Source organism: Dryocola baronae (genome assembly GCF_051297175.1).
Lineage (GTDB): Bacteria > Pseudomonadota > Gammaproteobacteria > Enterobacterales > Enterobacteriaceae > Dryocola.
This window is the reverse complement of sequence record NZ_JBINNY010000002.1, coordinates 37,558-61,902: the sequence shown is the minus strand read 5'-3', so window position 1 is coordinate 61,902 and position 24,345 is coordinate 37,558. Positions and strand designations below refer to the sequence as shown.

The 24,345-nt window shown below is 56.3% G+C and carries 23 protein-coding genes; all 23 read right to left on the bottom strand.

Annotated features, from left to right (window positions below; translation table 11 throughout):
• Nucleotides 1-6: 6 nt before the first annotated feature.
• Entirely contained in the window at nucleotides 7-1,005 is a 999-nt protein-coding gene (locus ACSPHG_RS24025; protein ID WP_435956136.1) for a thioredoxin domain-containing protein, read from the bottom strand.
• A gap of 2 nt (nucleotides 1,006-1,007) precedes the next feature.
• Entirely contained in the window at nucleotides 1,008-2,267 is a 1,260-nt protein-coding gene (locus ACSPHG_RS24020; RefSeq protein WP_435956135.1) for a secretion/conjugation apparatus DotM-related subunit, read from the bottom strand.
• A 95-nt stretch (nucleotides 2,268-2,362) separates the two neighbouring features.
• On the bottom strand, nucleotides 2,363-3,034 hold the full coding sequence (locus ACSPHG_RS24015; protein ID WP_435956134.1) for a hypothetical protein: 672 nt from the start codon (nucleotides 3,032-3,034) through the stop codon (nucleotides 2,363-2,365).
• 65 nt (nucleotides 3,035-3,099) lie between these two features.
• A complete protein-coding gene (locus tag ACSPHG_RS24010; protein ID WP_435956133.1) occupies nucleotides 3,100-5,241 on the bottom strand; it encodes a DotA/TraY family protein in 2,142 nt (713 codons plus the stop codon).
• Nucleotides 5,242-5,298: 57 nt separating this feature from the next.
• Nucleotides 5,299-5,805, bottom strand: a complete 507-nt coding sequence (gene traX, locus ACSPHG_RS24005) for a conjugal transfer protein TraX (protein ID WP_435956132.1) — start codon at nucleotides 5,803-5,805, stop codon at nucleotides 5,299-5,301.
• A complete protein-coding gene (traW, locus tag ACSPHG_RS24000; protein WP_435956131.1) occupies nucleotides 5,802-6,998 on the bottom strand; it encodes a conjugal transfer protein TraW in 1,197 nt (398 codons plus the stop codon). Before traW ends, traX begins: the two co-directional genes overlap by 4 nt.
• Nucleotides 6,999-7,011: 13 nt before the next feature.
• Nucleotides 7,012-10,089 (bottom strand): putative type IV secretion/conjugal transfer ATPase, encoded by a 3,078-nt coding sequence (locus ACSPHG_RS23995; protein ID WP_435956130.1) that lies wholly within the window; start codon nucleotides 10,087-10,089, stop codon nucleotides 7,012-7,014.
• Between the two features lie 12 nt (nucleotides 10,090-10,101).
• Nucleotides 10,102-11,049 (bottom strand): hypothetical protein, encoded by a 948-nt coding sequence (locus ACSPHG_RS23990; protein ID WP_435956129.1) that lies wholly within the window; start codon nucleotides 11,047-11,049, stop codon nucleotides 10,102-10,104.
• Complete coding sequence (locus ACSPHG_RS23985; protein WP_064556371.1) at nucleotides 11,049-11,249, bottom strand: hypothetical protein; 201 nt, start codon at nucleotides 11,247-11,249, stop codon at nucleotides 11,049-11,051. The genes ACSPHG_RS23990 and ACSPHG_RS23985 overlap by 1 nt, the downstream gene beginning before the upstream one ends.
• Before the next feature lie 60 nt (nucleotides 11,250-11,309).
• Nucleotides 11,310-11,702, bottom strand: coding sequence for a DUF6750 family protein (locus ACSPHG_RS23980; RefSeq protein WP_435956128.1), 393 nt, complete (start codon nucleotides 11,700-11,702; stop codon nucleotides 11,310-11,312).
• Between the two features lie 25 nt (nucleotides 11,703-11,727).
• Nucleotides 11,728-12,255 carry a conjugal transfer protein TraQ gene (gene traQ, locus ACSPHG_RS23975; RefSeq protein ID WP_435956127.1) on the bottom strand — a complete coding sequence of 176 codons (528 nt, stop codon included), beginning with the start codon at nucleotides 12,253-12,255 and terminating at the stop codon, nucleotides 11,728-11,730.
• On the bottom strand, nucleotides 12,255-12,617 hold the full coding sequence (locus tag ACSPHG_RS23970; RefSeq protein ID WP_435956126.1) for a hypothetical protein: 363 nt from the start codon (nucleotides 12,615-12,617) through the stop codon (nucleotides 12,255-12,257). The genes traQ and ACSPHG_RS23970 overlap by 1 nt, the downstream gene beginning before the upstream one ends.
• Nucleotides 12,618-13,010: 393 nt before the next feature.
• A complete protein-coding gene (traO, locus tag ACSPHG_RS23965) occupies nucleotides 13,011-14,216 on the bottom strand; it encodes a conjugal transfer protein TraO (RefSeq protein ID WP_435956125.1) in 1,206 nt (401 codons plus the stop codon).
• 2 nt (nucleotides 14,217-14,218) lie between these two features.
• The gene (locus ACSPHG_RS23960) at nucleotides 14,219-15,232 is read right to left on the bottom strand and encodes a DotH/IcmK family type IV secretion protein (RefSeq protein ID WP_435956124.1); all 1,014 of its coding nucleotides are present in this window, start codon (nucleotides 15,230-15,232) and stop codon (nucleotides 14,219-14,221) included.
• Nucleotides 15,233-15,255: 23 nt separating this feature from the next.
• Complete coding sequence (locus ACSPHG_RS23955) at nucleotides 15,256-15,948, bottom strand: DotI/IcmL/TraM family protein (RefSeq protein ID WP_435956123.1); 693 nt, start codon at nucleotides 15,946-15,948, stop codon at nucleotides 15,256-15,258.
• A 10-nt stretch (nucleotides 15,949-15,958) separates the two neighbouring features.
• A complete protein-coding gene (locus ACSPHG_RS23950) occupies nucleotides 15,959-16,390 on the bottom strand; it encodes a hypothetical protein (RefSeq protein WP_435956122.1) in 432 nt (143 codons plus the stop codon).
• Between the two features lie 19 nt (nucleotides 16,391-16,409).
• A complete protein-coding gene (locus ACSPHG_RS23945; RefSeq protein ID WP_435956121.1) occupies nucleotides 16,410-19,595 on the bottom strand; it encodes an LPD7 domain-containing protein in 3,186 nt (1,061 codons plus the stop codon).
• An 11-nt stretch (nucleotides 19,596-19,606) separates the two neighbouring features.
• Nucleotides 19,607-19,867: an IcmT/TraK family protein gene (gene icmT, locus ACSPHG_RS23940; protein ID WP_435956120.1), complete on the bottom strand. Its 261-nt coding sequence runs from the start codon at nucleotides 19,865-19,867 to the stop codon at nucleotides 19,607-19,609.
• On the bottom strand, nucleotides 19,864-21,024 hold the full coding sequence (gene traJ / locus ACSPHG_RS23935; protein WP_435956119.1) for a plasmid transfer ATPase TraJ: 1,161 nt from the start codon (nucleotides 21,022-21,024) through the stop codon (nucleotides 19,864-19,866). Before traJ ends, icmT begins: the two co-directional genes overlap by 4 nt.
• Nucleotides 21,021-21,803, bottom strand: a complete 783-nt coding sequence (locus ACSPHG_RS23930; protein WP_435956118.1) for a type IV secretory system conjugative DNA transfer family protein — start codon at nucleotides 21,801-21,803, stop codon at nucleotides 21,021-21,023. Before ACSPHG_RS23930 ends, traJ begins: the two co-directional genes overlap by 4 nt.
• Entirely contained in the window at nucleotides 21,800-22,252 is a 453-nt protein-coding gene (locus ACSPHG_RS23925) for a DotD/TraH family lipoprotein (RefSeq protein ID WP_435956117.1), read from the bottom strand. The genes ACSPHG_RS23930 and ACSPHG_RS23925 overlap by 4 nt, the downstream gene beginning before the upstream one ends.
• 120 nt (nucleotides 22,253-22,372) lie before the next feature.
• A complete protein-coding gene (gene pilV, locus ACSPHG_RS23920) occupies nucleotides 22,373-23,710 on the bottom strand; it encodes a shufflon system plasmid conjugative transfer pilus tip adhesin PilV (RefSeq protein WP_435956116.1) in 1,338 nt (445 codons plus the stop codon).
• Nucleotides 23,707-24,345: a prepilin peptidase gene (locus ACSPHG_RS23915; RefSeq protein WP_435956115.1), complete on the bottom strand. Its 639-nt coding sequence runs from the start codon at nucleotides 24,343-24,345 to the stop codon at nucleotides 23,707-23,709. The genes pilV and ACSPHG_RS23915 overlap by 4 nt, the downstream gene beginning before the upstream one ends.

Here is a 24,345-nt window from a genome sequence, read left to right as displayed (position 1 = left end):
TCATCCTTACGGGTGGCTGTCGAGAAACGCCTTAATGGCATCATCACTGGTCATGGCCTGTAACGGGATCATCCGGCCATCGTCACTGATAACCGTCGGTGTCCCGGGAAGCTGGAACATATCCAGTGCCATGTCATTGCGGGCCAGTGCATCAAAGCCGGCGTCGCAGCTCGCCGGGGCCACGTTCTGTCCCGGGTTGAGCATTCCAGCACCGATATCAAACAGGTCATGCCACAAGCCGGCGCGTTTGTCTGCTGGCGCGCACAAGACGGGCACCACACGTTCAGCCGTCGTGGCTTTACCCACCATCGTTACCGGGAATATGACCACGTTGTACTGCTGTGCAATGGTCTGGACCGTCGGTTCGAAAATACGGCAGTTTCCACACTCCGGATCGGAGAACAGATACAACGTCCGGGCATGGCCGGTAGACAGTGAAACGGTGTAGCTGCCGTTCGCGGCTGCGGTACTCAGGCGCTGTGCCAGTAACTGACGGGCTTCGGCCATTTCCTCCTCAGACAGGCGACCAGGCTCGTTTATGGAAGACTCAGGTGCGGACGGTGCTGCTGGCGCCTGTGCAATAACCGGTGGTGTCGGCGTTTGTTGCATAAGTCGCCCGGTCGAAATGTCAGTCGGCATCAGCCTCTCAGTCGGGGTACCACTGTTTAAGTGCCCGGCAATAAAGCCGGCCAGCAGGGTGAGGGTCAGTACCGCTGCGGGCACCAATTTGCGGCGCAACTGGCTGGAAGTATCCATCTTGCCAAAGGCATCAGCCGTGCTGGTCAGCGCCTGGCGGGCTTCACTTTCACTGGTGGCCAAAAAGAGACGGGTGTGGGCATATTCTTCCATCAACCACAGCCCGTATTTGCCTTCTTGCTCTTCAATGACCAGATGGTAAGGCGCTTTACGGCGGCGGGAGACAGTGAACAGTTCGGTATTGTTTTTCAGTACACGCACCTGGCGGCCAGATGTGTGGGTGGTCCAGGTTTCAATTAAATCGGTCATGGTTATCTCATTTTTGGTTTGAAAGTGTGTACGTGGCGGTGAACGTGAGGCTCCTGCTCAGCGGCTGCGGAGGTGTCTTCCTCGTCGTCGTCCTCATCTTCTTCACCGCTGTCTTGTGGGGTGACCGGCGATGTATTCATTTCTTCTGCGACGGCACCGAGATTGCGCAGATCGGCTTCCAGTCCTTCAATGGCCAATCGCATGATGGGGCGGTCCAGGTGGATGCCGTACTGTGCGGCCACGGTTTCCCAGTGGGCCTGACTGACCACCGCCGTTCCTTCAATAAAGGGCCACGGGCGACCCGTAGACGCCAAGGCGTACCAGAGTGTCCGGTCGAGGCCCTTCAGCCAGCGATAACGCCGGATGGGCAGGTGCAGGTCGTTGTCGTGCAGCGCCTGTATTGCGGTCCGGGCATAGCGATAGCGCCGGATCCACTCGATAGCGTCTGGCATGGAGGTGACGCGCCGGAAGGCGGCATTTGCCAGAGACAGGTTGGGGTAGCCGATCTTGTTACGGTACTTGCGGTCCCTTTTCAGGGTGGATCGGTTGAGTGTATCGAGGAGGTCTTCTGCCTCTTTGCGCTTGTCCAGGAAATGCTGCAGGCCAAAGATGGCGAACATGGCTCGTTCCTGATCGGAGAACTGTTCAAACCTTTGTGCCGGCGTGCTACCTGATGTAAAGGCCTTCCCCAGCTGGGCAAAAAAACAGGCTTCTGCCAGGTCGTGGCGCAGCTGGCGGTTCACAACCAGTCTGTTTTCTTTTGCAAACTCCTCCGGTGAGGCCGCGCTGCGGTGCTCCTCCGGATCCACATTGAGTAACTGAGTCTTTTTGTCGCCGTAGTTCAGTGCAGGAATAATGGCGGGTGAAAAGACAGACATAATGCGCGGGAGTGTCCGGATGGAAATATCGCGCCGCGTTCTGCTGGCCTGATGGCCACGCACGGCGAGTACACCGAACACGACTACCGGCACCAGGAACAACAAAAGAATACTGGCGGTCAGGTCCATGACTGAGAAGAACTCAGACCAGGATACGTTCTGCGCATTATTGTGCGTATTGACCAGAAGGTTGATACGCCAGGCGGCAAGGTGGTGAGTCTGCGGGATGTCAGCCAGACTCCAGAGAAAGTAAAGAAACAAGGAGGTGTACTCGACCACGGTTTCCCGGAAGAAGATGGCGAGAACAATCAGTACAACAATCAGGCCGACAGCGGCCAGCGACCAGTCGTTAGAGGACTGGACGTCACGGTTAGGGGGCGCCATAAGAGGTTCCAGTGAATGAATTGAAGGCAAAAGAAAGGGCACCTGCGAAGAGGCGCCCTGTATTCAGGAGATTGTCGGGAAAGCGTTGTCAGGCGTTAGTTAAAGCGTGACATGACCAGATTCAGGTTATTTTCTTCTGCGATACGTTTAGCGCAGAGATTCACATAGCCCGGGAAGCTGTTGTCGTAGGCATATGAACGGTTACGCATGGCTGACAGGCTTTCAAACAGAGCCGGCATCTTACGGTGACTGATGACCAGGAACGGGATATCAGGCTTGCCGGTATAAATTGTCAGCTTCTGGCCAGACAGTTCGGCTGACTTGAAACTGTTGACATCAAAACCCATGACCACGATATCTTTTGGTGCCAGCAGGTTTCTCAGTCCAGACTCTGTATGCGCGATAATTAATAAAACGCCTTTATCGATATCCAGACCGGCATAGTTTGTTCCAAACAGCGTATTACATTCGCAGCTCTTTAAAGGTGAGAACGCCTCAACCTTTTTAAAGTGATTCAGGAAAAGAGCTATATGTTTCCTTTGCTTAAAGGTTACAAACAATATAGTTAATACACTGACTAATAACGCACTGAAGTATATGGGGAACCAAAACACAGAATCCTTGTGACCTTCATTGCTAAAGATATACAAAAAATAAGAGCAAAATAATAAATATGGAATACCGAAAACCATATGCATTCCAATTAATACTCTTGATAGCCTGAAAGCAAAAGAACCTGAGTAGGGATTGATGTTTTTTATAGTCATGCAAATCTCCTTATATATACCCCGATTATATAACTTTGCGAGGAATAAATAAACATTTCATCGTGCTATTTAAAACCATTTTCTGAGTTTGATGACCCATCTCCAATTTTCTTAATTCCAGGCGCAGAGCCCATTTTTCCACCAAAGCCCACAAACATATTTCGCGTGGATTCTACCGCACCTTTCATTATTTGCGCCGCTTCTCTTCCACCCAACCAGGCAATGACATAATCCGGCATATAAACTTGCAAACTAAATGCAGACGTGACCACTGTGGTACAAATTCGTGCGTAGATCATAAGGATCCCCATAAAGCTCGCTAACCCTGTTAGTGAGTCCACCTGTACGTTGGCCATCGCCGGAACAATAAGGATATTCAGTAAGGTTCCAATAGCCACAACAACGAGGCTGGCAAAGAAAAAACCAAACACCATCAGGCCCGGACGAATCGCGGCATCGATAAGGAAGATATATCCATAGGTGGCTCTGCTACCTTTGTCCGACTCCGTTCCAATGTGTGTCCAGGCCCACAACGTTCCTGCGGTCGTTCCTATCAATACCGTTGCTAGCCAGGAGGTGCAGGCTGTAATCCAGTAAATCAGTGGAATAAATGGCAGGAAAATGGACAGTGAAAACCCAATACTTATTAGTAAAAAAAGAATGAAATACACAACCGGTGCAATCGCAGACAAAATGCCATTTGCTATATCGCCAGCACCCGTTAAAGAATTAATTACAATGGCGGCAGCATTTTTACCTGTAGCTCCACTTGCCAGCGCTTTGGCTGCCGTAAATGTTGCAAATACCACTTCGGCAGAAGTTAATGTGTAATCACCGACAGCTTTCATTTTTAATAACGGATTTACTTGCTGTCCAAAAGGATTACCACTGTCAGTCATAATGGATTGTATGACATAGTTTGTCGCTTTTTGTCCAAATGGCATTAGTTCTATTAAAGCGGAATTTGCTGAGTTTGTTTCTCCAGCCGAATCATTAAATCTGTGGTTAGCTGAACCGAGAGGAGGGGTATAGGTTGAGTTTTGTCGCTGCGCCGCGACAACCATGTTTATTTCTTTATTCAATCCCGTCACACCAATTTCCCCGATATTAGACATCCCGGAGACAAGGGGGCTTTTCTTTGCTACATCATTAACTTTATTATTTGCTGTGGCAAATGACTGATACCAGGCGCCCAGGACTATCCAGCCATTCTTTTTAAGATAATCATTCATTTCACTGCGAATTTTATTTTCATCATTAATGCCGGTAATCGCCCGGTTAATGGTGTTTTCATATTCCTGTGCTGCCTGGTAAATGATTTTCTCGGAATCGGGCAGCTTAGAGCCGTTGCCTTCCTGGTAGCTGCGGTACGCGCTGACATAGTTTTGTGCCGCTGCAGATAGTGTGGCGTTCATGGTTCTGAAGGCATTCAACTGAGCGGATTCCACCGGGGCTGTTGTCGCTGTGGTCTTAAATCCATACCAGGTTGTGTCATCTGAAGACTCGGGGATTCGCGCTGCGCCACACAGTGCGCTGCCGTTCGTGACACGAATTTCCCGCCCGTCCTCGGAGGTTTGTGTCCCCATTGGCGGGGTGCTGCTGGTGCCGTACTGGTGCATTTCTGCCTGTTCTGTATTGGTTGCCGCCTGACAGAGGTACATGCCAAAGATCCCCCGGGATGCGTCCACCGTCTGACCCGCGACGGGTTGAACGATCATCGACTGTCCGGCCATGATTGAGTCTGCTGCGCTGTCCACCAGGAGGTTTGCACTTCCCACACCCATGATGCTCGCCGTCCACAGAAATACCAGGTTGGAAATGGACCAGCCCGATGGAGTAGGGATGAGGGACATAAAACCCACAAGGGATGACACGGGCGCCATGACGGTGTTGCCATCACCGAATACGCGACCACGGTTCCCTGACAGCACGGTCGCGCGCAGGGCGATGGCCACAAACCAGACAAAGGCCATGCCGGAGACGATGCCGTTAAACACGCCATACAGCACGCCAATAAAACTGGCCGTGGCAGGCTGAAGCGGATTGTTTACCACATCACCAAAAACCATCACCATCATTTGTCGGGAGAGGTCTGTGGTACGGGTGGCGGCCGAGTTGATGGAATCAAAACCAATATTGTCGGCCAGTGCAGGCCATGACAACGCTGCCAGTGCAATGACCGGCAGCAATCTCAGAAGAAGTTTCATACGGTTTCCTGACGTCATATCCCCGGCAGGCCGGGGCAGGGAAAAAGGAACGGAGAATTACCAGCTCAGGATGGATGTCAGCCAGCGACCTGTTGCCCGCCATTCCTGGAAGGTGCCGAGATGGCCGGTCTGTAACTGCCACAGACGCAGCTGGCTTTTCAGGGCGCCACAAAAGAGCAGTGCACAGAAACCGGTCAGCGCAAACAACATGCTGCCGGCCCGCCACAGGATCAGGCTGTCGAGGGTGGTCGCGTTGACCAGCACGGCAAACAGTAACGCCAGGGTGAATATGGCTGCCGGGATAAACAGCAGTAACCACAGGCGTTTTCCGATTCTGAAACGTGCTGTCAGTTCCTCCCGATTACGGCCGCTTGCGCTCACCGCTTCATCAAAGGTCAGTTCCAGATTTTTCTCTTCACGATACCGGCGGCGGAGGTCTTTGACCTGTGCCATTTTTTTCGTGCCAGCATAGTTAAGGGTTCGCAGGACCCAGCGGACTTCAGGTAAAGGCAGAAGGAGACTGGCTGCCCGCCAGGAGTATTTTTTTGCCGTTCCCGGTTTCATTCGCGTGCCGCTCCTGTTGATACCTGTTGTAGTTTCTGCGCCATGCGCGGTTCGTAATAATCTGCGCCGGCAATGCTCAGTTGCTGGCCCGCCAGAATGGCGTTCTCCTGCAATTGCTGGCGAATACTGAGGAGCAGGGCATTCTGAAGACTCTGAATGCGGATGGATTCGCGAGCCAAGTTGTCGCCGTCCATCTCCTGCAGGTCCGTCAGATAATCGGTATTGGCATAGCGCCGGTTGACTTCAAATGCTTCAAACTCACGCTGGGACATCATTCCGGTTCGTCTGGCTTCGGGTGAGGCATTTTCATCGAACCAGGCTTTACTGGAGGGTGACTGCAGGGCTTCTGCCAGCACGTCCTTTGTCGCTTCACTGGGCTGACTGCCGGCAATCATGGCCAGTTGAGGTTGCTCTGCCGCACTCTGGATGGCTTCATGCTGCGTTGCCATGCCCAGATACTGTCGACCGGCATCAGTTTTGATTTCACCCTTTTTAAGGGTGCGCCCCACGCTTTTACGTACTGAGTTTTTCATGTACATCATGGCGGCATCGGTCTGTTCTGGCGTAAACGTCAGCTCAGGTGCCTTGTCCTCTTTGCCCGCCCCGGCCAGTACGGAGCGGAGCTGTTTGTCGCCCCCCGGCAGTTCTGATTCGCGTTTGCATAATTCTCCCCAGGCCTGAACATCCGACGCCGTGCAGTACTGGCTGTGAACATTGGCTGTGGCAAACAAGTCCTGCTCCGGTGCCGCTGCCTTGTTTTCCAGCACTTTTTTCACGGCCGTATTGCTCACGGCTTTGCCGCTGGACAATTTCCCCTGCTTAGAACCGGACTGACGGCTTATCTGTGCGGCCTGACCAGAGCCGGACTCACTGCAAATAGAAGCCGGTACGGTGTAACTGCGGCGGGCAGTTTCCAGATTTTGCGCCTGCTGTGCATAGGTGGCGAACTGCTGCATATTTTCTTTCGACTGCTGGATCATGGCCGCAATCTTGTCATTTCCGGAACTGACCGCACCGCCCAGCTCGCGGGTGGTGGTCAGTATGCCGGACAGGGTGCCGTTCGCGGTGCTCAGCTGCGGCACGACCTGAGTGGTGATGGGGATACTGCTGTTGACGTTGACCGTGTAGGCCAGAGCCCTGACGGCAGGCAGCATCAGGCTGCCCACACAGGCCGCAAGTAACAATTTTCGCATAGGAATACCTGTATCAGATGTGGAGGCCACGCGAGGCAATCAGCTCGGTGGCCAGTCTGTTAATGATGTTGGTGTGGTCGGACTCACGCGCTTCTTTCTTGCGCAGCGCGATAAGCCGGGACGCACTGCCCGATGGGAAATGCTCCGCGAGAATTTCCCGGGCGGTACGCCCGTCAAGTAGGTCATAAATCTGATCACGCAAGGCGGCATCTTCCGGGGTAGAGTTCAGTGCCCAGAGCTCTTTCGGGCCGAGGGTATTTTTCAGTATCTGTACCATCCTGCCCGTCTTCAGACGGAAACACGCCAGGAACGCAGTTCCGCTCCCGTCGGGTGCTGCGCCACTTCCCAGTCTGCGGAAGGCCTCTGCAGTATGCAGGGGCACACCAAAATGTTCCGTCAGCAACGGCAGGTCTTCGTGGGATACCTGCATCAGGTACAGGGAGTTGGCTGATTTCAGGATGGACGCCGGGAAATGGTTCAGGTACTGCGAGCTCAGCACGGTACGGATAAAGAACTTTCGGTTCTCCAGGTCCTGTGTCTCCAGTTTTTCCATGATGAACGGAATGTCTTTAACATTGTGCAGCTCGTCATAGATTTTGGTTTTTACCTCCTGTGCCAGTTGGGTTAGCCGGTCGTGGTGAAAAGGGTGGTAAACCGGCGTCAGCAGGTCCATCAGTTCGTTACGGTACTGCGGCAGCTCAAAGTGCCCGGCCGCAATCTGTCCTGCAAACAGGTACATGAGTCCGGTGCGCAGCTGGCCGGCCCGGGTTTTCCCTCCCACCACGTTATTCAGATCAATGGCGATGACGCGCGTGTTCGGGTTCAGCTCAAAGGCAGTGCGACCAGCAAGCATTTTGTATGACCGCAGCGCATCTGACAGGCAGCGGCTGATATAGGAAAGCAATGTTTCATCGCTGCCCTTGCGGGTGATTGTGCCGTATTCGGTGCGGATATCCTGACTGTTCAACTGTGCCTGCAGGTCACTGAGCTCCGGCATTGCCTGATAGTGCGCACGGGTGGCTGCCTGAATTTCGCCGCGTTTAAACAGCAGGTCACGGACCTCATACCACGACGCCACCGCCCACCACGCCGCATCAAATTCGCTATTGAGGCCGGTCTTCTCGAGTGCTTCATCTACCCCCGGCTCTACCGACGGGGCATAGCGTATTGGGGTCACCTCGGCATTATTTTTAAAGGCAATGTCGATAACTTTGCTCAGTATCTGCCGGCAGTCCTGTGCATTGGGCGGCATACCCGTTTCCGGATCGATGCACAGTGTTTCACAGATATTGAGCTGGTATTCCTTCTCCGGTGTCAGCGGATAACGGGCACCGAGCTGGACGTCAAACGGGTTTTTACAGAACTCCCGGCTGTTCTGCAGAACCACCCCGACCACTTCGTCCTGTCGACTGGGGGGCAGGGCATCACGGATGAGCCGGATAAGCCCCTGCGCTGAAAAGCCTTTGTCCACATAGGACAGGTAGGGCAACTGGTTCTGACCAGAAAACAAAATGGCCTCACTAAGTGCGCCCAGCATCACCGACTTCCCGGTTCCTGGCTCGCCGGCGACCACTTCGGTAAATTTGGTCTGCAGGCTGCTGGCCAGACGAACCGGGATAGGCTTGCCGTCGGTGCTGCTGAAGACGATGCTGGCATCATCATCCCATGGAGTGGCCGGACGCTGTAGCGGCAGCAGTGCAAGGGCCGCTGACAGCGGCGGGAAGAGCAGGGACGTAATGCTGAGTGCATTGGAGCCGGCAAGGGTTGCCACCCAGGCACGCAGCGGATCTCCGAACGTGCTGGTCACTTCACAAATTCCCCAGGACTCCAGCCCTTTTTTCAGCAGGGTGCGGTTCCGCTTCACTTCTTCCGTGGTTCGCCCCCAGGTGCTGGCGCTGATCGCCAGGCCACAGACGGGATCGCTCTGGTGCGTGCCTTCCAGCCACAGTACCGATTCATAAATTCGTCGTAATGGTGGAGCCAGAGCCGCCAGACTGAGTGCCATACGCTTACCGCCGAGAATATTTAACCCACCGGGCATGATGTCCATACGCACCCGCCAGGGTAATTTCGGGCTGACTTTGGCAAACAACTGGCTGAAGGTTTCTGGTTTCTGTGGTCCCAGAGATAACGCCAGGGAGGCGTGCCAGTACCCGTCGAGATGTATAAGGTTACCGACAGGCTCCGGTTCGCTGTTAAACAGCTGATAGTTCAGGTGAGGCGCCAGCAGACAGGAGTGGTCGTCGCCTTTTGGCAGGCCGTGTGGCCAGCTGATATCCCCGGGGAGGAACGGACGCCAGTCGGGTGATGTGCTTTCGCGTTCGATTTGCTGACGCAGATGGCCACCAAACTCATGTGCCGTCATCAGGCGGATACGCGTGCTGAAATCTCCACGAGCCAGCTGGTTTTCAAGGGTGGTGACAAAGGCATCGTGACGGATCTTCAACCCTTCCAGAGCCTGAAATTCCGGGTTCTGACCAAACCGCGCACCCGGCGCCTTTTTAAGCAGTTCCTCGCGGCGTTTCTCTTCATCACGAATTTCGGTGGTGCTCAGGGCGCTACGGGCGGTGTACACCACCAGGAATGCCCGCTCGCGAGCCACAAACGGAGCCAGCTTCTCCATACGTTCTTCAAGAATGTCTGACAGGTCGAGGCCCATACGCTTCAGGCCGCGGAACTGGTGTGCAAGCAGGCGGCGTAACTCTTCACGTCCCTTTTCCGGGTCACGTTCAAAGATAAAGCTGGTTTTATGCCCCACCTCCTGAAACTCACTGCTCAGGATGGTGTGCAGTCGTGAAATGTAGGCGGAGAACAAAGCCGGGTCGCGGCGCTCTTCTTCGGTCACGGCTTCCTGCTCGTTAAACTGGCAATAACTCCCCTCAATCTCAAATACGCTGGCGTAATGACCCTCTTTCGTGACGAAAATGTAAGGGGACGTCATGTCCGGACGGCGTTTGCGGTCATCGTCTGTCAGGCCGATGGTGGTACGTAAATCACAGTAGCGGGTGAAGTCCTGACCCAGTGCGTAACGTGACGCCCAGGCAATGGCACTCTCCACCCCTTCCAGGGCGGTGATTAATGGGTTTTTCATGGCGTATTCTCGTCAGTTCTGGCTGTGGTACTGCTTCAGTCTGTCAGACCAGGTATCCGGGGAGGGTCCTGTGAGTGCGGGATGGTTCAGCAGCGTGGGGTTCACGATCAGCACCATCTGGCGCAGACGTTGCTGGAGGTCTTCACGGATAAGCAGGCTGGCCTGCATCAGTGCCTGTCCAAATTCCCCGGGGTGACTGGTGCCCCAGAAGGCTTCCGTTTCCTTGCGGTGGCCGGTGAGCCAGTTCAGGATTTGCGCTGCCCCTTCTTTCTGGCGTGCATTTCCCTGCGTACGGGCAATGATGACCGCCCGCAGCAGCAGACTGACATCAGCGGCCGCAAGCTCAGGCAGATACACCATCACGCCGTCATTGGCCCCCAGAGTGTTCAGTCGGTGGCTGAAATGACAGACAGGGCAACTCACGCCCAGATTTTCATCGGCATGGTTTTCCGGATTGTCATCGCGAAAAATTAATGTGTTCGCATTATGCACACACCCGCAGGAATCACAGCGGCCCGCAGTCAGTTCGCGAGCTCGCTGGCACAACGCCGGTGGATGGGCCTCGCTTTCATGCCCCCATACTTGCTGTTCGGTACTGAAGGTCTGGTATCGGTGCGGGACGGTCAGTCGAACCATTTCCGTGCTGTTTTGTCGCCAGCGGCGCAGGGATTTTTGCAGTGTTGCCCGGACCGTTTCCCTGACATCCGACGGCGGCAACGTCAGGCGTTCGAGATGGTCACACAGGCTGTCGACGGGCAGGAGATACACGTCGCAGTCATAGCCATTTTCGTGGGCCACCTTCCCGCAGTGATAAAACAGCGATTCCAGCGGTGCCAGCAGTGCGGTACAGGCGGCATTCTGAGGTTCGTCCCAGCTCAGTATTGGGTCATTGAGGTCTTCCGTGCAGGGGGCCAGTGTGACGGGCCAGCGCAGCAGAATTTGACGTAAGAATACGCTCATTACTTATCCTGCCCCGGTGTAAAGACACCGATTTCCGCCACCACGCGCCCCTGCTCCTCGAGCGGAACCTTGAAGCCCATTCCGATATGGTCAGCAACAGCGCGCAGTACCTGGTTTGTGACATCCGTTTCCCGACGCGAGCCCTTTTCGGCCGCGAAGATCAGGTCATGTTTTTCTGAATGGTAAATGACAATTTCCATGGGCACTCCCGGAATAATGATGAATAACCGGCGGCAAAGCCGCCGGGACGACAGGGGATATCAGAGGTCTACCGGGTTGAGTTGCAGGGTTGACTGACCTTTTTTAATGAACTGGTCGATGGCGATCAGGATGCAACCGGCACCCAGTGGGGTGAGGATCCAGCTCCAGGTGATTTGTGGGTTTTTCTTTTTGGCCACCCACAATACGATGCCGATAATCACCAGACCGACCCCGCCAAATTTGGCGAATTTCACCAGGCTGTTAGTCGAGCCATCGGCACCCTTCGCGACGTTGTCGAGCATTCCGAAAATACCGTCATCAGCATGAGCCGGTAAGGTGACCGAGCCGAGCATCGCAGTGAGCGCCAGAGTGATACGGGTGTGCAGGGTGCTCATGGTCAGCCAGACACGAACCCACAGACGAACAGAAACGGACAGAATGAAATTACGCATGTTTACTACTCCATTGTTTTAAACATTAATTCCAGGCCAGACCCAGAGTTTTTTGCAGTGCATCAAGTAATTGGGGATTGCAGAGCAGCAGGATGCCGGTGATACCCATCACCATGCCCGTGCCGATATCCTGCCTGGCGGTCAGGCCGGTATGGCCATCCACCAGGGCACGACGGGCCCTGACAACGCCCATGTAAAAGAACAGTGCGCCGACCGCACGCAGCAGGGTGAGAACGGCATCGACTGACAGCTTCGCGTACCCGAGAGAGTCCGGGGCATAGGCGATGGCATCAAACGACACATCTCCGAACCCCAGCGTGTGGGCGGCCTTGTTCATCATTTGCTGAAGGGCAATCAGTGCCGACCCGGTGACGACGGCGACGACCACTTTCATGCCGCTGACCGGTTTACCGGACCGGCTGCGGATAACCGTGGAAACGAGGGCGATGATGCACCCCCCCAGACCGACAAACACGCCCAGCGCGAGGATCAGGTTGATCCCGCTGGTTTTCAGCCCTCCGGCCACATTGACGAGTATCTGTACGACGTCCATCAGCCCCCCTGACGTATCACGCCACGACTGGTCCTGACTTCACGACGGGTGGCGTCAATGGCATCAATCCGCATCCCGTTCAGGGTGTCGCCCGGATAGACGGCCCAGGTGCTTTTGCCGTCAGACAGCCAGGCCATACCCGGATATACCGAGTTGATCCGCCAGCCGGTTACGCCAGAACGGTGTGCTGTTGTGGTACGGGCCGGGGTGCTTCTGGCCACCGATTTATGGGGGGTGGCTTTACGCACGGGAGCGGCCGGGCTGACAGGTGGACGCGGCATCTGCTCCAGCGCTTTGATGCGGGCTTCCAGTGCGTCAATGCGCTTATCGCTGTTGTCCTGGCGCCCAGACAGGCTGGTCACTGACGCTTCCAGCTCCCTGTTGCTCTCCGCTGCCGGCTCCGGCGGTACCGGGACCGTTTCGGCGGGAGGGGCGACATCAGGTATCACGGACGGGGGCGGTGTCAGAGGTTCTGCCGGCGCGAGGGTTTCCTCATGTTGTACCGGCTCGTCCACGAACTGGCTCTGAGGAGTCGGTTCTGGCCATAAGGCATAAACCAGCAGGGCGATGATAGCCGCTGATCCGCCCAGCACTGTGGGCAGGTCGTAGCCGAGGATCTGACGTTTCGGCTTTTCCGTTCGTGCGGGTGAGACACGTTCCTGCGCACTGACTGTCGGCTCCGGAATATCTTCAGGCAAAGGGGGGGCCGCCGGCTCAGGGCCGGTATCAAAAAATGGCTTACTCATGGGAAGTCCTTAGCGTTGAATGGGTGCCGTTGCGGCAGCCCGAGTCACGTTGTCACTGGTTTTCACGGCGGTCATAAAGAGCAGGGCCACCGTCTGGCCCCGGTAGACCAGTACCTGTTTCACCGGCAGACGCTGTGCATCGCTGGCAATCACCTGACCTGCCTGTTGTGCTGCACCGCCCACGATGGTTCCGGCCACCGCTTTGGCGTCCGGCATCCCCGTGCGGGCTTCGATGTTGTCATAGCCATTACTCAGGATCTGTGTGTTGGCGCTGGCATACAGTTGCCCCGCCAGTCCGAGCCCTGAAGCGATGGCCGGCAGGATGATGCGGGTGGCATAACGGTTGTTAACGTCGCTGGCGACCGAGGACTGCAGGGTGTCGGGCATGGCGGCCCACACATCCACATTCCAGGTGTCACCCTGCCATTCCATGCGGTTGAAGTTGATGGCCACACCGTCACCGGCGAGCTGCACGCCGTTGGCCAGTAACGTCGCCCCGGCATACGGACCGGACGGAATACGCGCCAGCACCTGTGAGCGGGTATTATCCGAGTCAACGGCGGTTTCGATCACACCCCCGGGGCGACTGCCGGCAGGGATAAGGACCTGCGCGGCGACGGTGGCCAGCGCGCCAGCTTCGCCTGCTGCTGTCTGCGGTGACAGGCTGTCGGTCCAGGCGGCCCACACGTTGCCTTTTGTTTCCGTTCCGCCCGCCTGTCCGGATTGGCCGGTCGCACTTCCCCCTGCCACACTGGCCAGCTGACCGGTGGCCGGTTTGCGCTGCTCCATCAGTTCCGTCAGCAGATTTTCTAGTGCCTTCTTCTTGTCCGGGTCCATCGCAGGTTGTTGCACATAGTTCACCTGCTGGACGGTCTGCACCGGCTCAGGTGGAGGAGGGGGCGGTGGTGTCATGATGGGCTCTTCTCGCGCTCCGCCTGTACCGACTGACGCAATAAAACTGGCGTTTTCCTGATGTGCCTGATTTGCGCCATCCTCATTGTTTGCCCGCAGCACCTTGCTGTACTGCGGGCTTTCCGGGGTGACGGTACCGGTGCCGTTGGCCGCTTTATCGACCGAAATTTTCGATGCCTGCTCAGGCGGAGCACTCAGCCAGGTTGCCAGCAGGAACCCGCCGGCAATGACTGCAAAGGCCAGGCCACCGATGACCAGTCCGGTTTTTTTTACGTCCCGGCCGACGTCTTTTTCAGCGTCCATAGTTACTCCAGAGAAATGCCCAGCCAGACGGTTTTACCGGCCACAGAAAAGGCCAGCTCCGGTGCCAGAGGCAGTTTGTATAAAATCGTGCCGTCGCCGGACGCTTGGGTGAGTTCAAACTGATCGCGCAGTTCACTGCGGGTGCGGACATACAAATCGTCACCCATCTGCCAGACCTGCGTGGAAGGCACATCGCCCTGCGTCTTCAGACGCTTTGCACTGGCAGGGGGTACGCCATCGAGAAAGGCCTGCAGTGTCGGATTGTTCAGGTCAATTTTCGCCTGACCAGAGGGCATGACGCGGGCTGCGGGACCCCGTTGTGGAATGCGCAGATCCAAGCGACTGTCGATGATGCGCGAGGCAGAAGCATTGTCAGGCTCACCGCTCATGGCATTGATGATCACCGGTACCGCCAGCCCTTTCAGATACACCGTGATGTTGCCCTTGTCGTACTGGCGCAGGGCCTGCACGGTCATCAGGCTGCTCTCAGGGATAAAGGTGACATTGAAACCTTTCTCATTACTGTTATAAGGCGGGACGGATATCGGCCAGGGGGCGCCGGTATTGTCAGTAAACATCACCGTGCTGCCCTGATTGATAGCCGTTCGAACCACCGGAAGTGAGCCGCCCGGGGACAGATTCACGGTCTGGGTTGAGATGCGCGGGACCACGTCTGCCGCCTGCCAGGCTCGTCCCCTCGCCCCTTCATCAATGGCCTCGTGTACACCCTCCAGTTCGGTACGGCTGAGGGGGGCAACCTGACCTTTTGCCCAGGCTTCTGCTTCAGACGGTGAAGGCGGTGGCGGAGACTGGCGCAGGGGGGCAGTTATGTCGTTGCCCGCCTGTGGTGCCGGTGCCGTGGGTTGTGTTGCGGGTTGTGCAGGCGCGGGCGCTGCCGGCAGGGCCGCCGTGGGGTTCTGGCCTGAGCTGGCGGTACGGGCCGGTTCCCAGTCCGCTGAGCAAACAGTAAAGGCAGGCAGCAGGAGTGCCACCGCCATCAGGGAGTGTCTGAACATAATGTTTATCCTGTGAAAACGAACTAACGGGCGTCGCGGGTGACGATAGAGGAGACTTCAATGCCTTCCGGCTTCTGGCTGACGTCGGCACGCTGGACACGGACCGTAAAGATAAAGTTCTGCGCCGGCAGACTGCGGTTCTGTCCATCCAGACTTAACGTGACCGGATACTGGATTTCCCATATGTAGGGCCCGTCCCCCAGTCGCCCGCGCCGTTGTATGACCCCTTTACGGGTGACGTTAGCCGACATCAGCATTTTCTGGTCTTTCACCGCCGTAAACAGGTTAGAACTGGTCAGGGCGGTGTAGTAACTGGCAAAGCCGCCTTCTGAAAACTTCTGCTGCAAACCGCTTATCTGCGTGCGGTAATTGCGGAAGTCGAGCTGGAAGGCATCCCGTATCAGCTTGTCACCAAAGGCGACGACTTCATCATCCCGGTAGGCCGGCTCTGAGGTTGGCACCTGACGCAGGATGCTGCCGTTATGTGTGGCGAAGTATTTCACCGGCGGATGTGCGACCTGCCAGGCGAGCCAGCCCGTCAGGGGCATCTGCAGCAGACACAGTGCGCTGGCAACCAGTGCTACGGACAGTGAGCGCCGGGCAAATCCGGCATTTAACTGATTCTGTTGTTGCAGCTCCAGTGCCGCCAGAAATGGGTTAGGTGTGTTTTCGTTCGTGGAAGAGGCCTCCACCAGGGAGGCTTTATTTTTGTCCATGTCAGTTTCTTCAGTTCAGGGAAATAAACGAGCCGCCGGGACTACCGGAAGCCTGACTGACCGGCGCGGTTCGTGCCGGCACAGTGGGTCCTGTCTGCACGCGGTATGACGAGAGTTTGGCCGTGGGCAGATTGCCCCACGGGTCAATCGTTGACGGGACATAGTCGTTAATTTTATCGCGCGCGGTCTTACAGATTTTCTGGCCAATCTGGTTGAGCACGTTCGTTAAATTCGGGAACGTCGGGGCGGTGATGGTGGTCGAGATGTTCCCGAGACAATCACCCAGCGACGTCGAGACTGTCTGCTGGCGTTTTGCCCAGGCATCGGCCGCCGCTTTTGCCCGGTTGTATCCTGCTTCACTTCCCACCTGCGCGGCGGTCGCTGCACGACAGGAGGCTGCATCCGCAACCGGGCTTAACGTCAGAACGAGTGTCGTTATCAATAATTTATTCATGGAGTCCTCACATTGGCTGATGTTGCATGGCCGGCTTAGCCTGCTGACGCGGTTGTGGGGCAGCCTCTTCCGCTTTAGGTGGCGTGTATGCCTGCGTGAACCCCAGTTTGCTGTGCAGTGCCGGCGGGATCTTTTCCGGGCTGACCAGTGGCACGGCAAATTTCGGCGCGTCCTTCCCGGTGAGCTGGAACGCAAAGGTGTCGTAATTCACCTCGGTACCTTTGAGCTTATTAACAGGCGACGCGTGGCCTATTGCGTGCAGCGAGCCGTCATCGCGCACGTTATTGAGCGCCAGAAAACGGTCCCCCTCTGATGTCGTACACAACCGGCCAAGGACATGACGCAGTTCATTTTCATGACGGACAACACCCTGCAGGTAGTCGCCGTGGCCTTTCACCAAGTGGGCCAGCACCTGTCCGTCGGCATCGAACGCCTGCATAACCAGTGAGCCAGCGGCTTTCGATTGCACTGGAACCGGCGTATTGGCTGGCGCCTGCTCCGGGGCGGGCTGTCCTTTACCGTCAGGGCCGGTATAGAGCAGGCTGTGTCCCTGAGCGGGCGGTGTGGCGAGTGTCAGATTGCCCTGCTGCATGACCTGCGCCTGAACCTGCCAGAAAGCGTTACCGTCATAAGCGGCCAGCTGGGCTGGGGCGACCTTATCCGGATTGTCGGTCAGTAACTGGTTATTGACGGCGGGGGTGATATTCCACTGATTACGGTGGGTTTCGTGTGGCATAAACCCCGTCACCACGCCGTCCGCATTTTTGACCGGCACGTTAACAGTCACCGCTGTTTTCCCTTTGAACTGCAGCTTAACCAGATCGCCGGGCTGTTTTCCGCTGTCAATCAGTGCCTGCTCCAGCTCCACGCCCCAGAAGGTTTTCGCTCCCTGCTTCGTCCGCAAAGTCACGAAATAACTCGGCGTGTTTTTCTCATTGAACTGGTAGGGTGCCGGGCCGGCATCCATCAGTTTTCCGGTCAGGCCAGCACGCAGAGTCTCACGCTCGATGACGCTCATCGGCTGTACAGGCTTCTGCGTTTCAGCTGCATCAGGTGCAGCTGCGGGGGGCTTGGCTGACGGGACGGCAGTCGGTTGTGCAGGTGCGTTCTGTGCTGCCGTCGACGGTGATGGGGTCACGTCACTGACCGGTGCCTGCTCAGGCTGCGTCATGGTCATGCCATTTTCTGGTACTTTTTGTTCATTCCGGCTGGCCATCAGGGCTTCAAACTGAGCTCGTTGCTCCGGATTCTTAAGGTGGATCTCAATGTTATGGTCGGCTATCAGCGTCAGTGTTTTGGTGATGAACTCCGGCGAGCCGGTGACTTCGACCGCGCCCCGGTTGTTTGCCCGGGCAGATAACAGGGCAGCAAGGATCATGCGGTCATTCTCGCTGGCTTCCGGGGAGGCCATGACAATGCGGTCCCCGTAATCCCTGAAAGCGTCCTTACCCTCAAGCGCATACACCCAAGTGTTACCATCCTGACGGCTGGTCAGTCCCTGCAGCAATTCATCCAGATCGATGCGGGCGACGGTGGGTGCTTCGGTGTCCGGTGAAACATCACCAGGCAGGCGACCAAACGTGAAGGCAAATCCATTTTCGGGTGCGGCCAGCTCATCTGCAGGCTTCGTGGCCATGGCATCCGGGCCGGGCTGTTCAACCGCAGGCTGTGCGGCGTTGGCTTCCGGTACCGGTTGTTCAGTCACCGGCTGTGCGGCGTTGGCTTCCGGTACCGGTTGTTCAGTCACCGGCTGCGTGGCGTTGGTTTCCGGAACCGGTTGTTCAATCACCGGCTGCACGGCATTGGCTTCCGGCCCGGTCTGTTCAACCGCAGGTTGTGCGGCGTTGGCTTCCGGCACCGGCTGCTCAGTCGCTGGCTGAGTAAGGGTGACTTCCGGGACCGGCGATGTCTTCAGATCATCGTTTTGTGTCCCGGCCAGATACTCATGGTAAATATCTTCTTCCACTGTGGTGGTTTTATCGGAATCAGGCATGGATAGGTTTTCCTGTAAAAATGAGTCACGCCAGCCAGGAATGAGTGGATCCAGAACAGGTGCCAGCTGGTCCCTGACGGCATCCAGCCCCCGTGACGCGTGAATATCGTTAAAGTCACTGAAGGAAGCGGTTTCGGCAAAAGCCTGGGCACGTTCACTGTCGGTAAAAACTGGAATGACGTACACGCCACCGATATTGCGCGCGGCTTCTTCTGCCTTCAGCAGGCCTTTGTTGTCCTTACGGGTAAAGTCGTCTTCTCCCAGAATGATGTGCGGGACATCGGGATATGCCTCTTTGAGTTTCTGTGACACTGTCACCATGTTTCCGGCATCCACCGTCATCACCACGGGCAGGCCGGTGGCCATATTCAGACTGGCGGCCGTGGCATAACCTTCTGCGTAAAGCACCGGCCCCCCCGGATTCAGCACGCCACCCACCACAAAGAAGTTGCCGCTCTTCTCGGCGTCTTTCTTGAGATTCTTTTTGCCGTCCGGATCGATGTACTGCAGAGAACGAATATTGCCGTGAGTATTGCTCAGGGGGATAACCAGATTGCCGTACTTATCCTGTCTGACGCCGTCGGTGGCCGGGACACCTTTTCTGACCAGATAGCGATGGTCATCGGCCGGTGCGGGCATTTTTTCCCACTGGCGGGTCAGGTTTTTGCCCATCCTGTCGAAGTCTGCCAGCTCTTTTTGTTCCCGATCCCAGCGCTTTTGCGCCTGAAGGGCTTTCTGGCGTATCGCGTCGGCAGGGTCCCAGGTGAAACTGCCGGTCGAGGTCCAGTTCACCTTACCTTCGCTGGCACGGTGGTTCTGAAACCAGCCCGCCGGGCGACCATCGAGATAGCCCCGATACACTCCGGACTGCTTTCCGTTTGTATCGTCTTTTGTGGGAACCCGATGAAGTTTGCCATCCATGAGGGGAAGGTCGTTGAGGACGAAATCGGCGTCTTCCAGAACTTTAGCGAACTCCTCCTGGGGAGACAGGTCGGTTCCCACGGTGACGGTATTGCCGGCGACGGTGCTTTCCGGCAACCACGCCTTAATGCGTTCCAGGTCAGCGCCATCTTTCGCAAACCAGAGTTTTTGTGAGCGATCATATTCAAGAGCGTTCTCACCGTTTGCCAGCTTTCCTGCTGCCCGGAGGGCCACAGTTCGGTTATCCGGCAGAATGGTGAGATACGTACGTTTTTGCATGACGACCTCCGTTATTCATAGAACTTGCGATACCACCACGGGCGACCGGACAGACGCTGGCCACGCAGGCGGTAGATAAGACGCTGCCAGAGCACCGTCAGGGTGAAACCAAAAATGGAGATGACTTTAAAGAAGGCGATAAGGGCCGTGACTATCCACAGCGTCATCGTTTCGGGCCACTGAAACCAGGCCAAATAGAGCGAAAACATCAGCACCGGAATGCCAAAGACTTCCAGGCGCCGGCCTGCATCCCGCCATGGGCAGATATTCATGTAGTTGCTTCCCTCCGTGCTATTTCCCGTTCGCTTATCACTGTCAGTAACTCCCGGCGGTCAATGCGTGATTCACGATACAAACGCCAGGCGATGTCACTCATGCGGCGTCCTAGTCCTGTCAGATGGTTATCAATCCAGTCTCGCCACTGGGTGTAAGGCAGTTTCCCCAGTTCATGACGGACGTGGTCGTCAAACACCAGATACTCACGAACCGCCTGACGTTTGCCGTCAGTGGTACGCAGCAGCCGCTGGGCTATGACGTACTGCAGGTTGCTCAGCAGGTTGCCGGCCATGGCTTCACGTTGCCCTTCCGGAACCAGCATCAGCGCGCGGGGAATGGTTTCCCCGGGTGAGTTGGTGTGCATGGTGGATAAACACAGGTGACCGGACTGGCCATTCATCACGGCACCACTGAGTGTTTCCGGGTCCCTGATTTCGCCCACGCCGATAACGCCAGGCGCACGACGCAGGGTCAGGCGCAGGTGTTCGGCAAATGTCGGGATGTCGCGGCCAATTTCGGACTGCTCCGGCATCAGTACGGCGCCGGGGAAATTGAGCAGAAACTCAATGGGATCTTCTGCGGTCACGATTTTTCGGTCCGGGTCATTCAGGGCGCAGTACTGATAAATCGCCGCCAGCAGAGTCGATTTGCCGGAGCCGGTTTCACCCACCACCAGGCCGATACCCTTGTGAGGCAGCAGGGCGGGAAACAAATCGGGTTCTAGGCCCAGCGATTCCAGTGCCGGTATCACGGTCGGAATGGTTCGCAGGGTCAGGGCCGGTACCGTGTCGTAATCCCCGATGGTGGCCTGCACGAAGTTGCAGCGAAAACGCAGACGTTCCCCGCGCGCCAGTCCGTGTCGCTGTGCCATATCGCCGGTCAGCTGCAGGGTGCGGTCGATACCCCGACCGGCCTTCAGCTCTCCTTTGATCTGCTCAGAAAACACTTCATCCATCAGGCGTTGTAACTGAGGAGGTTCGACACGGAAGACACTGGCTCTGACCTTGCGGCCATACACATCCACAACCAGTGGTCCGCCGCCCTGAATAAAGATGTCTGACACATTGTTTCGGGAGCAATGGACCAGGAACTGACAGAGCGTTTCGCTGTTCAGCCCGCCGTGTGAATGAAAATCGAAGGATTTAAATGTCACTGGCTCTCCTTACGTACCGAGGGTTTCCAGGCTTTTTTATCCAGCACGAAACCACTGTGTTTCTGGATTTGTTTCACCTTGTCTCCGAGCATCAGTTCGTCTTGCGTACCGGTCACTGTCTGCTGAGATTCCTTCACATCTGGTGCGGCGATCATGCCCTGCTGGAGTAGGGTCGAATAACGCAGCATCCCGGTGTAATCCCGCGTCAGGCGGTTGAAGTTGGACTCCAGCGTGCGGTCGGCACTTTGCCGTCCTTCATCCCAGCCGGTTCGGATAGCGGCCTGCCAGACGTCACGCTCTTTGCTGTTTTTCGGGATAACACCCGGGTCCGGTCTTTCAGGTTGCACTGCAAGGCCAGTCAGCAGCCAGGCGCGCCAGCCCGGCGGGTTACTGACAAAACGAGCCGGAGACAGGATGTTATAGGTGCGGTATGCCGTGCGTATCTGGTCTGGCGTGATGTGGGCGGTGTCTTTCGCGGTCACAATCACCGGAGGCAAATAACCCTGACGGCTGATGAGTGGGCGAAAGTCATAGATTCGGCTGAGCACATCGTCCCGGTTAACCAGAGCCTGACGAAGCTCGAATGCCCGCTGTGCTTTTCCCCCCTGGAAACCGACGGTGTGTCCGGCATCATTAATCATCTGCCATTCTGTTTCGCTCAGCCCGTTGAAATCATTTTTCTCAGGATTGAGATAGGCAGAGATATCCGGGGGCGCCTCTGCTGCCAGACCCGGCAGGGCAACGCCGAGCAGAATGGCGACTAACAGATAACGCTTCATACGGTGCGATCCCCTTTATCCGGCAGAGAAAAATGCAGGCGCAGCTCAATACCCTTCTGGCTGAGCGTGGCGCGCCAGCCTGTCTGTACCCGTATCAAATCCAGTACCTGGTTAAAGGTCATGTCCGTCACGTAAACATTGACGGGTAAGGGCAGGCGTGTGCCGGAATACACCAGGCGATACCCCCGTTGTCTGGCCAGTGTGTTAAGCAACTCCACGGCATCGCCATCCCACGCCAGCGTGATCCGCTGGCTGTTTGCCGTGATTTGACCCGGCACGGTGGGGGACATCTGATTAATCACCCCAGCCTGATGCAACCGGTACATGTCAGTCTGGCGTTCCTGGGTGGCTTGTTGTAGTGCGTCGGGAGTGGAGGTCAGGCTGCTGACGGGTACCGACTGACAGCCAGCAAGCAGCGGCAACAGCGCCGTGAGTACGTGTCGTTTCATGGTGAAATCCGTGAAATAGTGAGAGATGCCGGCGCGCAGGCCAGCGCTGTGATGAACAGGAGCGAAAGAGTGGTTTAGCGGGTATCTGTTACGCAGAGAGGGTCTGGATCCCCGTCGCGGTCAGTAATCCAGGTAGACTTTTATACAGGAGCATTCCCCTTGTATCTGTCCCGGAGAAATAACCGGACAGTTTCGGTCTGTACGAGGCGTATAGCCGATATAGTCTTCCGATTTACGCGCACTCATGGAGGTATAGCGACAGTAGTAACCCGGTTTACCCGACTGAGGTTTTGCCCATGCACCATTCTGACAGGAAAGAATGCCGCCAGCGTTATCCACGGCGACCAGACCCGTTTCCGCACACCTAGCGCCCGCTGTTCCCTGGCCGTTAATCTTTATAAATTCCCCCATCGTGGCCCGGCCGTTTGTCTGAAGGGTGCCCTGTGCCACAATGGGGCCGTTAGACTGTATTGAGCCTGCCTGAACCTGCCCGCCGGTATATATGCCTTTGTCTCCATAGCTTCGGATCCACTGGCTGTCGGTCATATACAGACCACCTCCGTGCTTTTCACTGTACCAGCCCGCATCTCCCGTGGTTCTGTACCAGCCGCCGGTATAGGTTTCCCCGGCGGTGCGGGTGGTTTGTGCATTCAGGTTGTTGGCTGTGACGGTCGGTGCCGACACACTGCCGGAGAACGCACCATTCTGGCCGGTGACATTTCCTGTGAATCCCCCGTTCTGAGCATTCACGTTTCCGGAGAAATTCCCCGTCTGCACATTCAGGGTGCCCGTGTTGTTCAGGTTATTCCCGTTCATATCGATGGCCGCGTGCATCCGGTTCAGTTCCGGTCGGCTCGTAATGGCATAGCGATACAGGCGGTCACTTTCCTGATCATCTGTGCCGAGGACATCCGAGGATAAGTAGCTGGCCAGTCGACCCACTTCACCGGTCAGGCCGTAACTGGCCAGGTTGAATTTCCAGGTTGCGCCTTCTGCCTGATTGGCGGTCGGGATATACCCGCCGGAGCCTTTCATGGTCTGGGAGATAAAGCGCATGCCTTTATAAGGGATCGCAGTGCCGCCCCGTGTAAAGACGAAAGCCATCAATTTTTGCGTCGCTTTTGGGTTACGTGTGATCGCCACTTCAAAGGTCTGTGAGGCCGAGTTTCTCAGCGAAAAGCCATCAGGCAGATATCCCCCTTGTTGTAACTGCGCCCCAGTGAGCTTCACGGTACCGCCACCGGAAACCTGACCGACCAGCGCGTCCCGGTTATCGCGTATGTAGCTTTTGGCCGCTGCGGAGATGGCATCCATGTGGCTGGCCTGTACTGTCCACTCCAGTTCATCGACATACTGGCTGTAACGGTTGAGGCCATAAATACTGGCAAACATCACCACAACCAGCGTAATGGCCACTTCAATACTGAGAATGCCGCGATGGATTTTTTTCGTTTTCATAAAACTTCCTGTAGCGAGATGAACGCCGGCAGTGCGGCGAACAGGCAAAGGAACGGACCAAACGGCAGATAGCGTTGTCTCCAGGCGGCCGGCAGCGCAATCAGTAACGCCAGGAGCGTGACCGACAGGACATCCTGCAGCGGATACCACATCACCAGAGCCGTTATCAGCCAGATATCCCCGAGGCCAAACATTTCATACCCGGTGAACCTACCGGCAATCTGGCGTATCAACAGCAGCGGGAAAAACAGGCACAAGCCTTCTGCCACTAACTGACTGGCTCCCCGGTCAGGCAGGAGCACCAGGGAAAACACAGCACCGGTAACGGCCATCGGTGCGGTGAACGCAAACGGCAACCAGAAGCGGGCCAGATCTAAAGACGCGAGTGCCAGACACCAGGCGCCGACCAACAGCGCCCTGACTTGTTGTGAGGGTGCCAGTAATCCCGCCAGTCCTGCCCCGAGTACCGAAACACACAAGACCAGCCACATTCCCAGCAGGAACGCTCGCTGCGGTAACGCAGGTAAGTCTCCATTTTCTGCGCGGGCAATGTAGCGGGCAGTGAGCCACAGGACGAAGAGGCCTGCGACATACAGCAACAGCAGACAGAGTATGAAAAACAGCAGGTCATTCAT

Excerpts from the sequence above, each read along its gene's own strand:
- ACSPHG_RS24025 (WP_435956136.1), bottom strand. The coding sequence starts at position 1,005 with ATGACCGATTTAATTGAAACCTGGACCACCCACACATCTGGCCGCCAG.
- ACSPHG_RS24020 (WP_435956135.1), bottom strand. The coding sequence starts at position 2,267 with ATGGCGCCCCCTAACCGTGACGTCCAGTCCTCTAACGACTGGTCGCTG.
- ACSPHG_RS24015 (WP_435956134.1), bottom strand. The coding sequence starts at position 3,034 with ATGACTATAAAAAACATCAATCCCTACTCAGGTTCTTTTGCTTTCAGG.
- ACSPHG_RS24010 (WP_435956133.1), bottom strand. The coding sequence starts at position 5,241 with ATGAAACTTCTTCTGAGATTGCTGCCGGTCATTGCACTGGCAGCGTTG.
- traX (WP_435956132.1), bottom strand. The coding sequence starts at position 5,805 with ATGAAACCGGGAACGGCAAAAAAATACTCCTGGCGGGCAGCCAGTCTC.
- traW (WP_435956131.1), bottom strand. The coding sequence starts at position 6,998 with ATGCGAAAATTGTTACTTGCGGCCTGTGTGGGCAGCCTGATGCTGCCT.
- ACSPHG_RS23995 (WP_435956130.1), bottom strand. The coding sequence starts at position 10,089 with ATGAAAAACCCATTAATCACCGCCCTGGAAGGGGTGGAGAGTGCCATT.
- ACSPHG_RS23990 (WP_435956129.1), bottom strand. The coding sequence starts at position 11,049 with ATGAGCGTATTCTTACGTCAAATTCTGCTGCGCTGGCCCGTCACACTG.
- ACSPHG_RS23985 (WP_064556371.1), bottom strand. The coding sequence starts at position 11,249 with ATGGAAATTGTCATTTACCATTCAGAAAAACATGACCTGATCTTCGCG.
- ACSPHG_RS23980 (WP_435956128.1), bottom strand. The coding sequence starts at position 11,702 with ATGCGTAATTTCATTCTGTCCGTTTCTGTTCGTCTGTGGGTTCGTGTC.
- traQ (WP_435956127.1), bottom strand. The coding sequence starts at position 12,255 with ATGGACGTCGTACAGATACTCGTCAATGTGGCCGGAGGGCTGAAAACC.
- traO (WP_435956125.1), bottom strand. The coding sequence starts at position 14,216 with ATGGACGCTGAAAAAGACGTCGGCCGGGACGTAAAAAAAACCGGACTG.
- ACSPHG_RS23960 (WP_435956124.1), bottom strand. The coding sequence starts at position 15,232 with ATGTTCAGACACTCCCTGATGGCGGTGGCACTCCTGCTGCCTGCCTTT.
- ACSPHG_RS23955 (WP_435956123.1), bottom strand. The coding sequence starts at position 15,948 with ATGGACAAAAATAAAGCCTCCCTGGTGGAGGCCTCTTCCACGAACGAA.
- ACSPHG_RS23945 (WP_435956121.1), bottom strand. The coding sequence starts at position 19,595 with ATGCAAAAACGTACGTATCTCACCATTCTGCCGGATAACCGAACTGTG.
- icmT (WP_435956120.1), bottom strand. The coding sequence starts at position 19,867 with ATGAATATCTGCCCATGGCGGGATGCAGGCCGGCGCCTGGAAGTCTTT.
- ACSPHG_RS23930 (WP_435956118.1), bottom strand. The coding sequence starts at position 21,803 with ATGAAGCGTTATCTGTTAGTCGCCATTCTGCTCGGCGTTGCCCTGCCG.
- ACSPHG_RS23925 (WP_435956117.1), bottom strand. The coding sequence starts at position 22,252 with ATGAAACGACACGTACTCACGGCGCTGTTGCCGCTGCTTGCTGGCTGT.
- pilV (WP_435956116.1), bottom strand. The coding sequence starts at position 23,710 with ATGAAAACGAAAAAAATCCATCGCGGCATTCTCAGTATTGAAGTGGCC.
- ACSPHG_RS23915 (WP_435956115.1), bottom strand. The coding sequence starts at position 24,345 with ATGAATGACCTGCTGTTTTTCATACTCTGTCTGCTGTTGCTGTATGTC.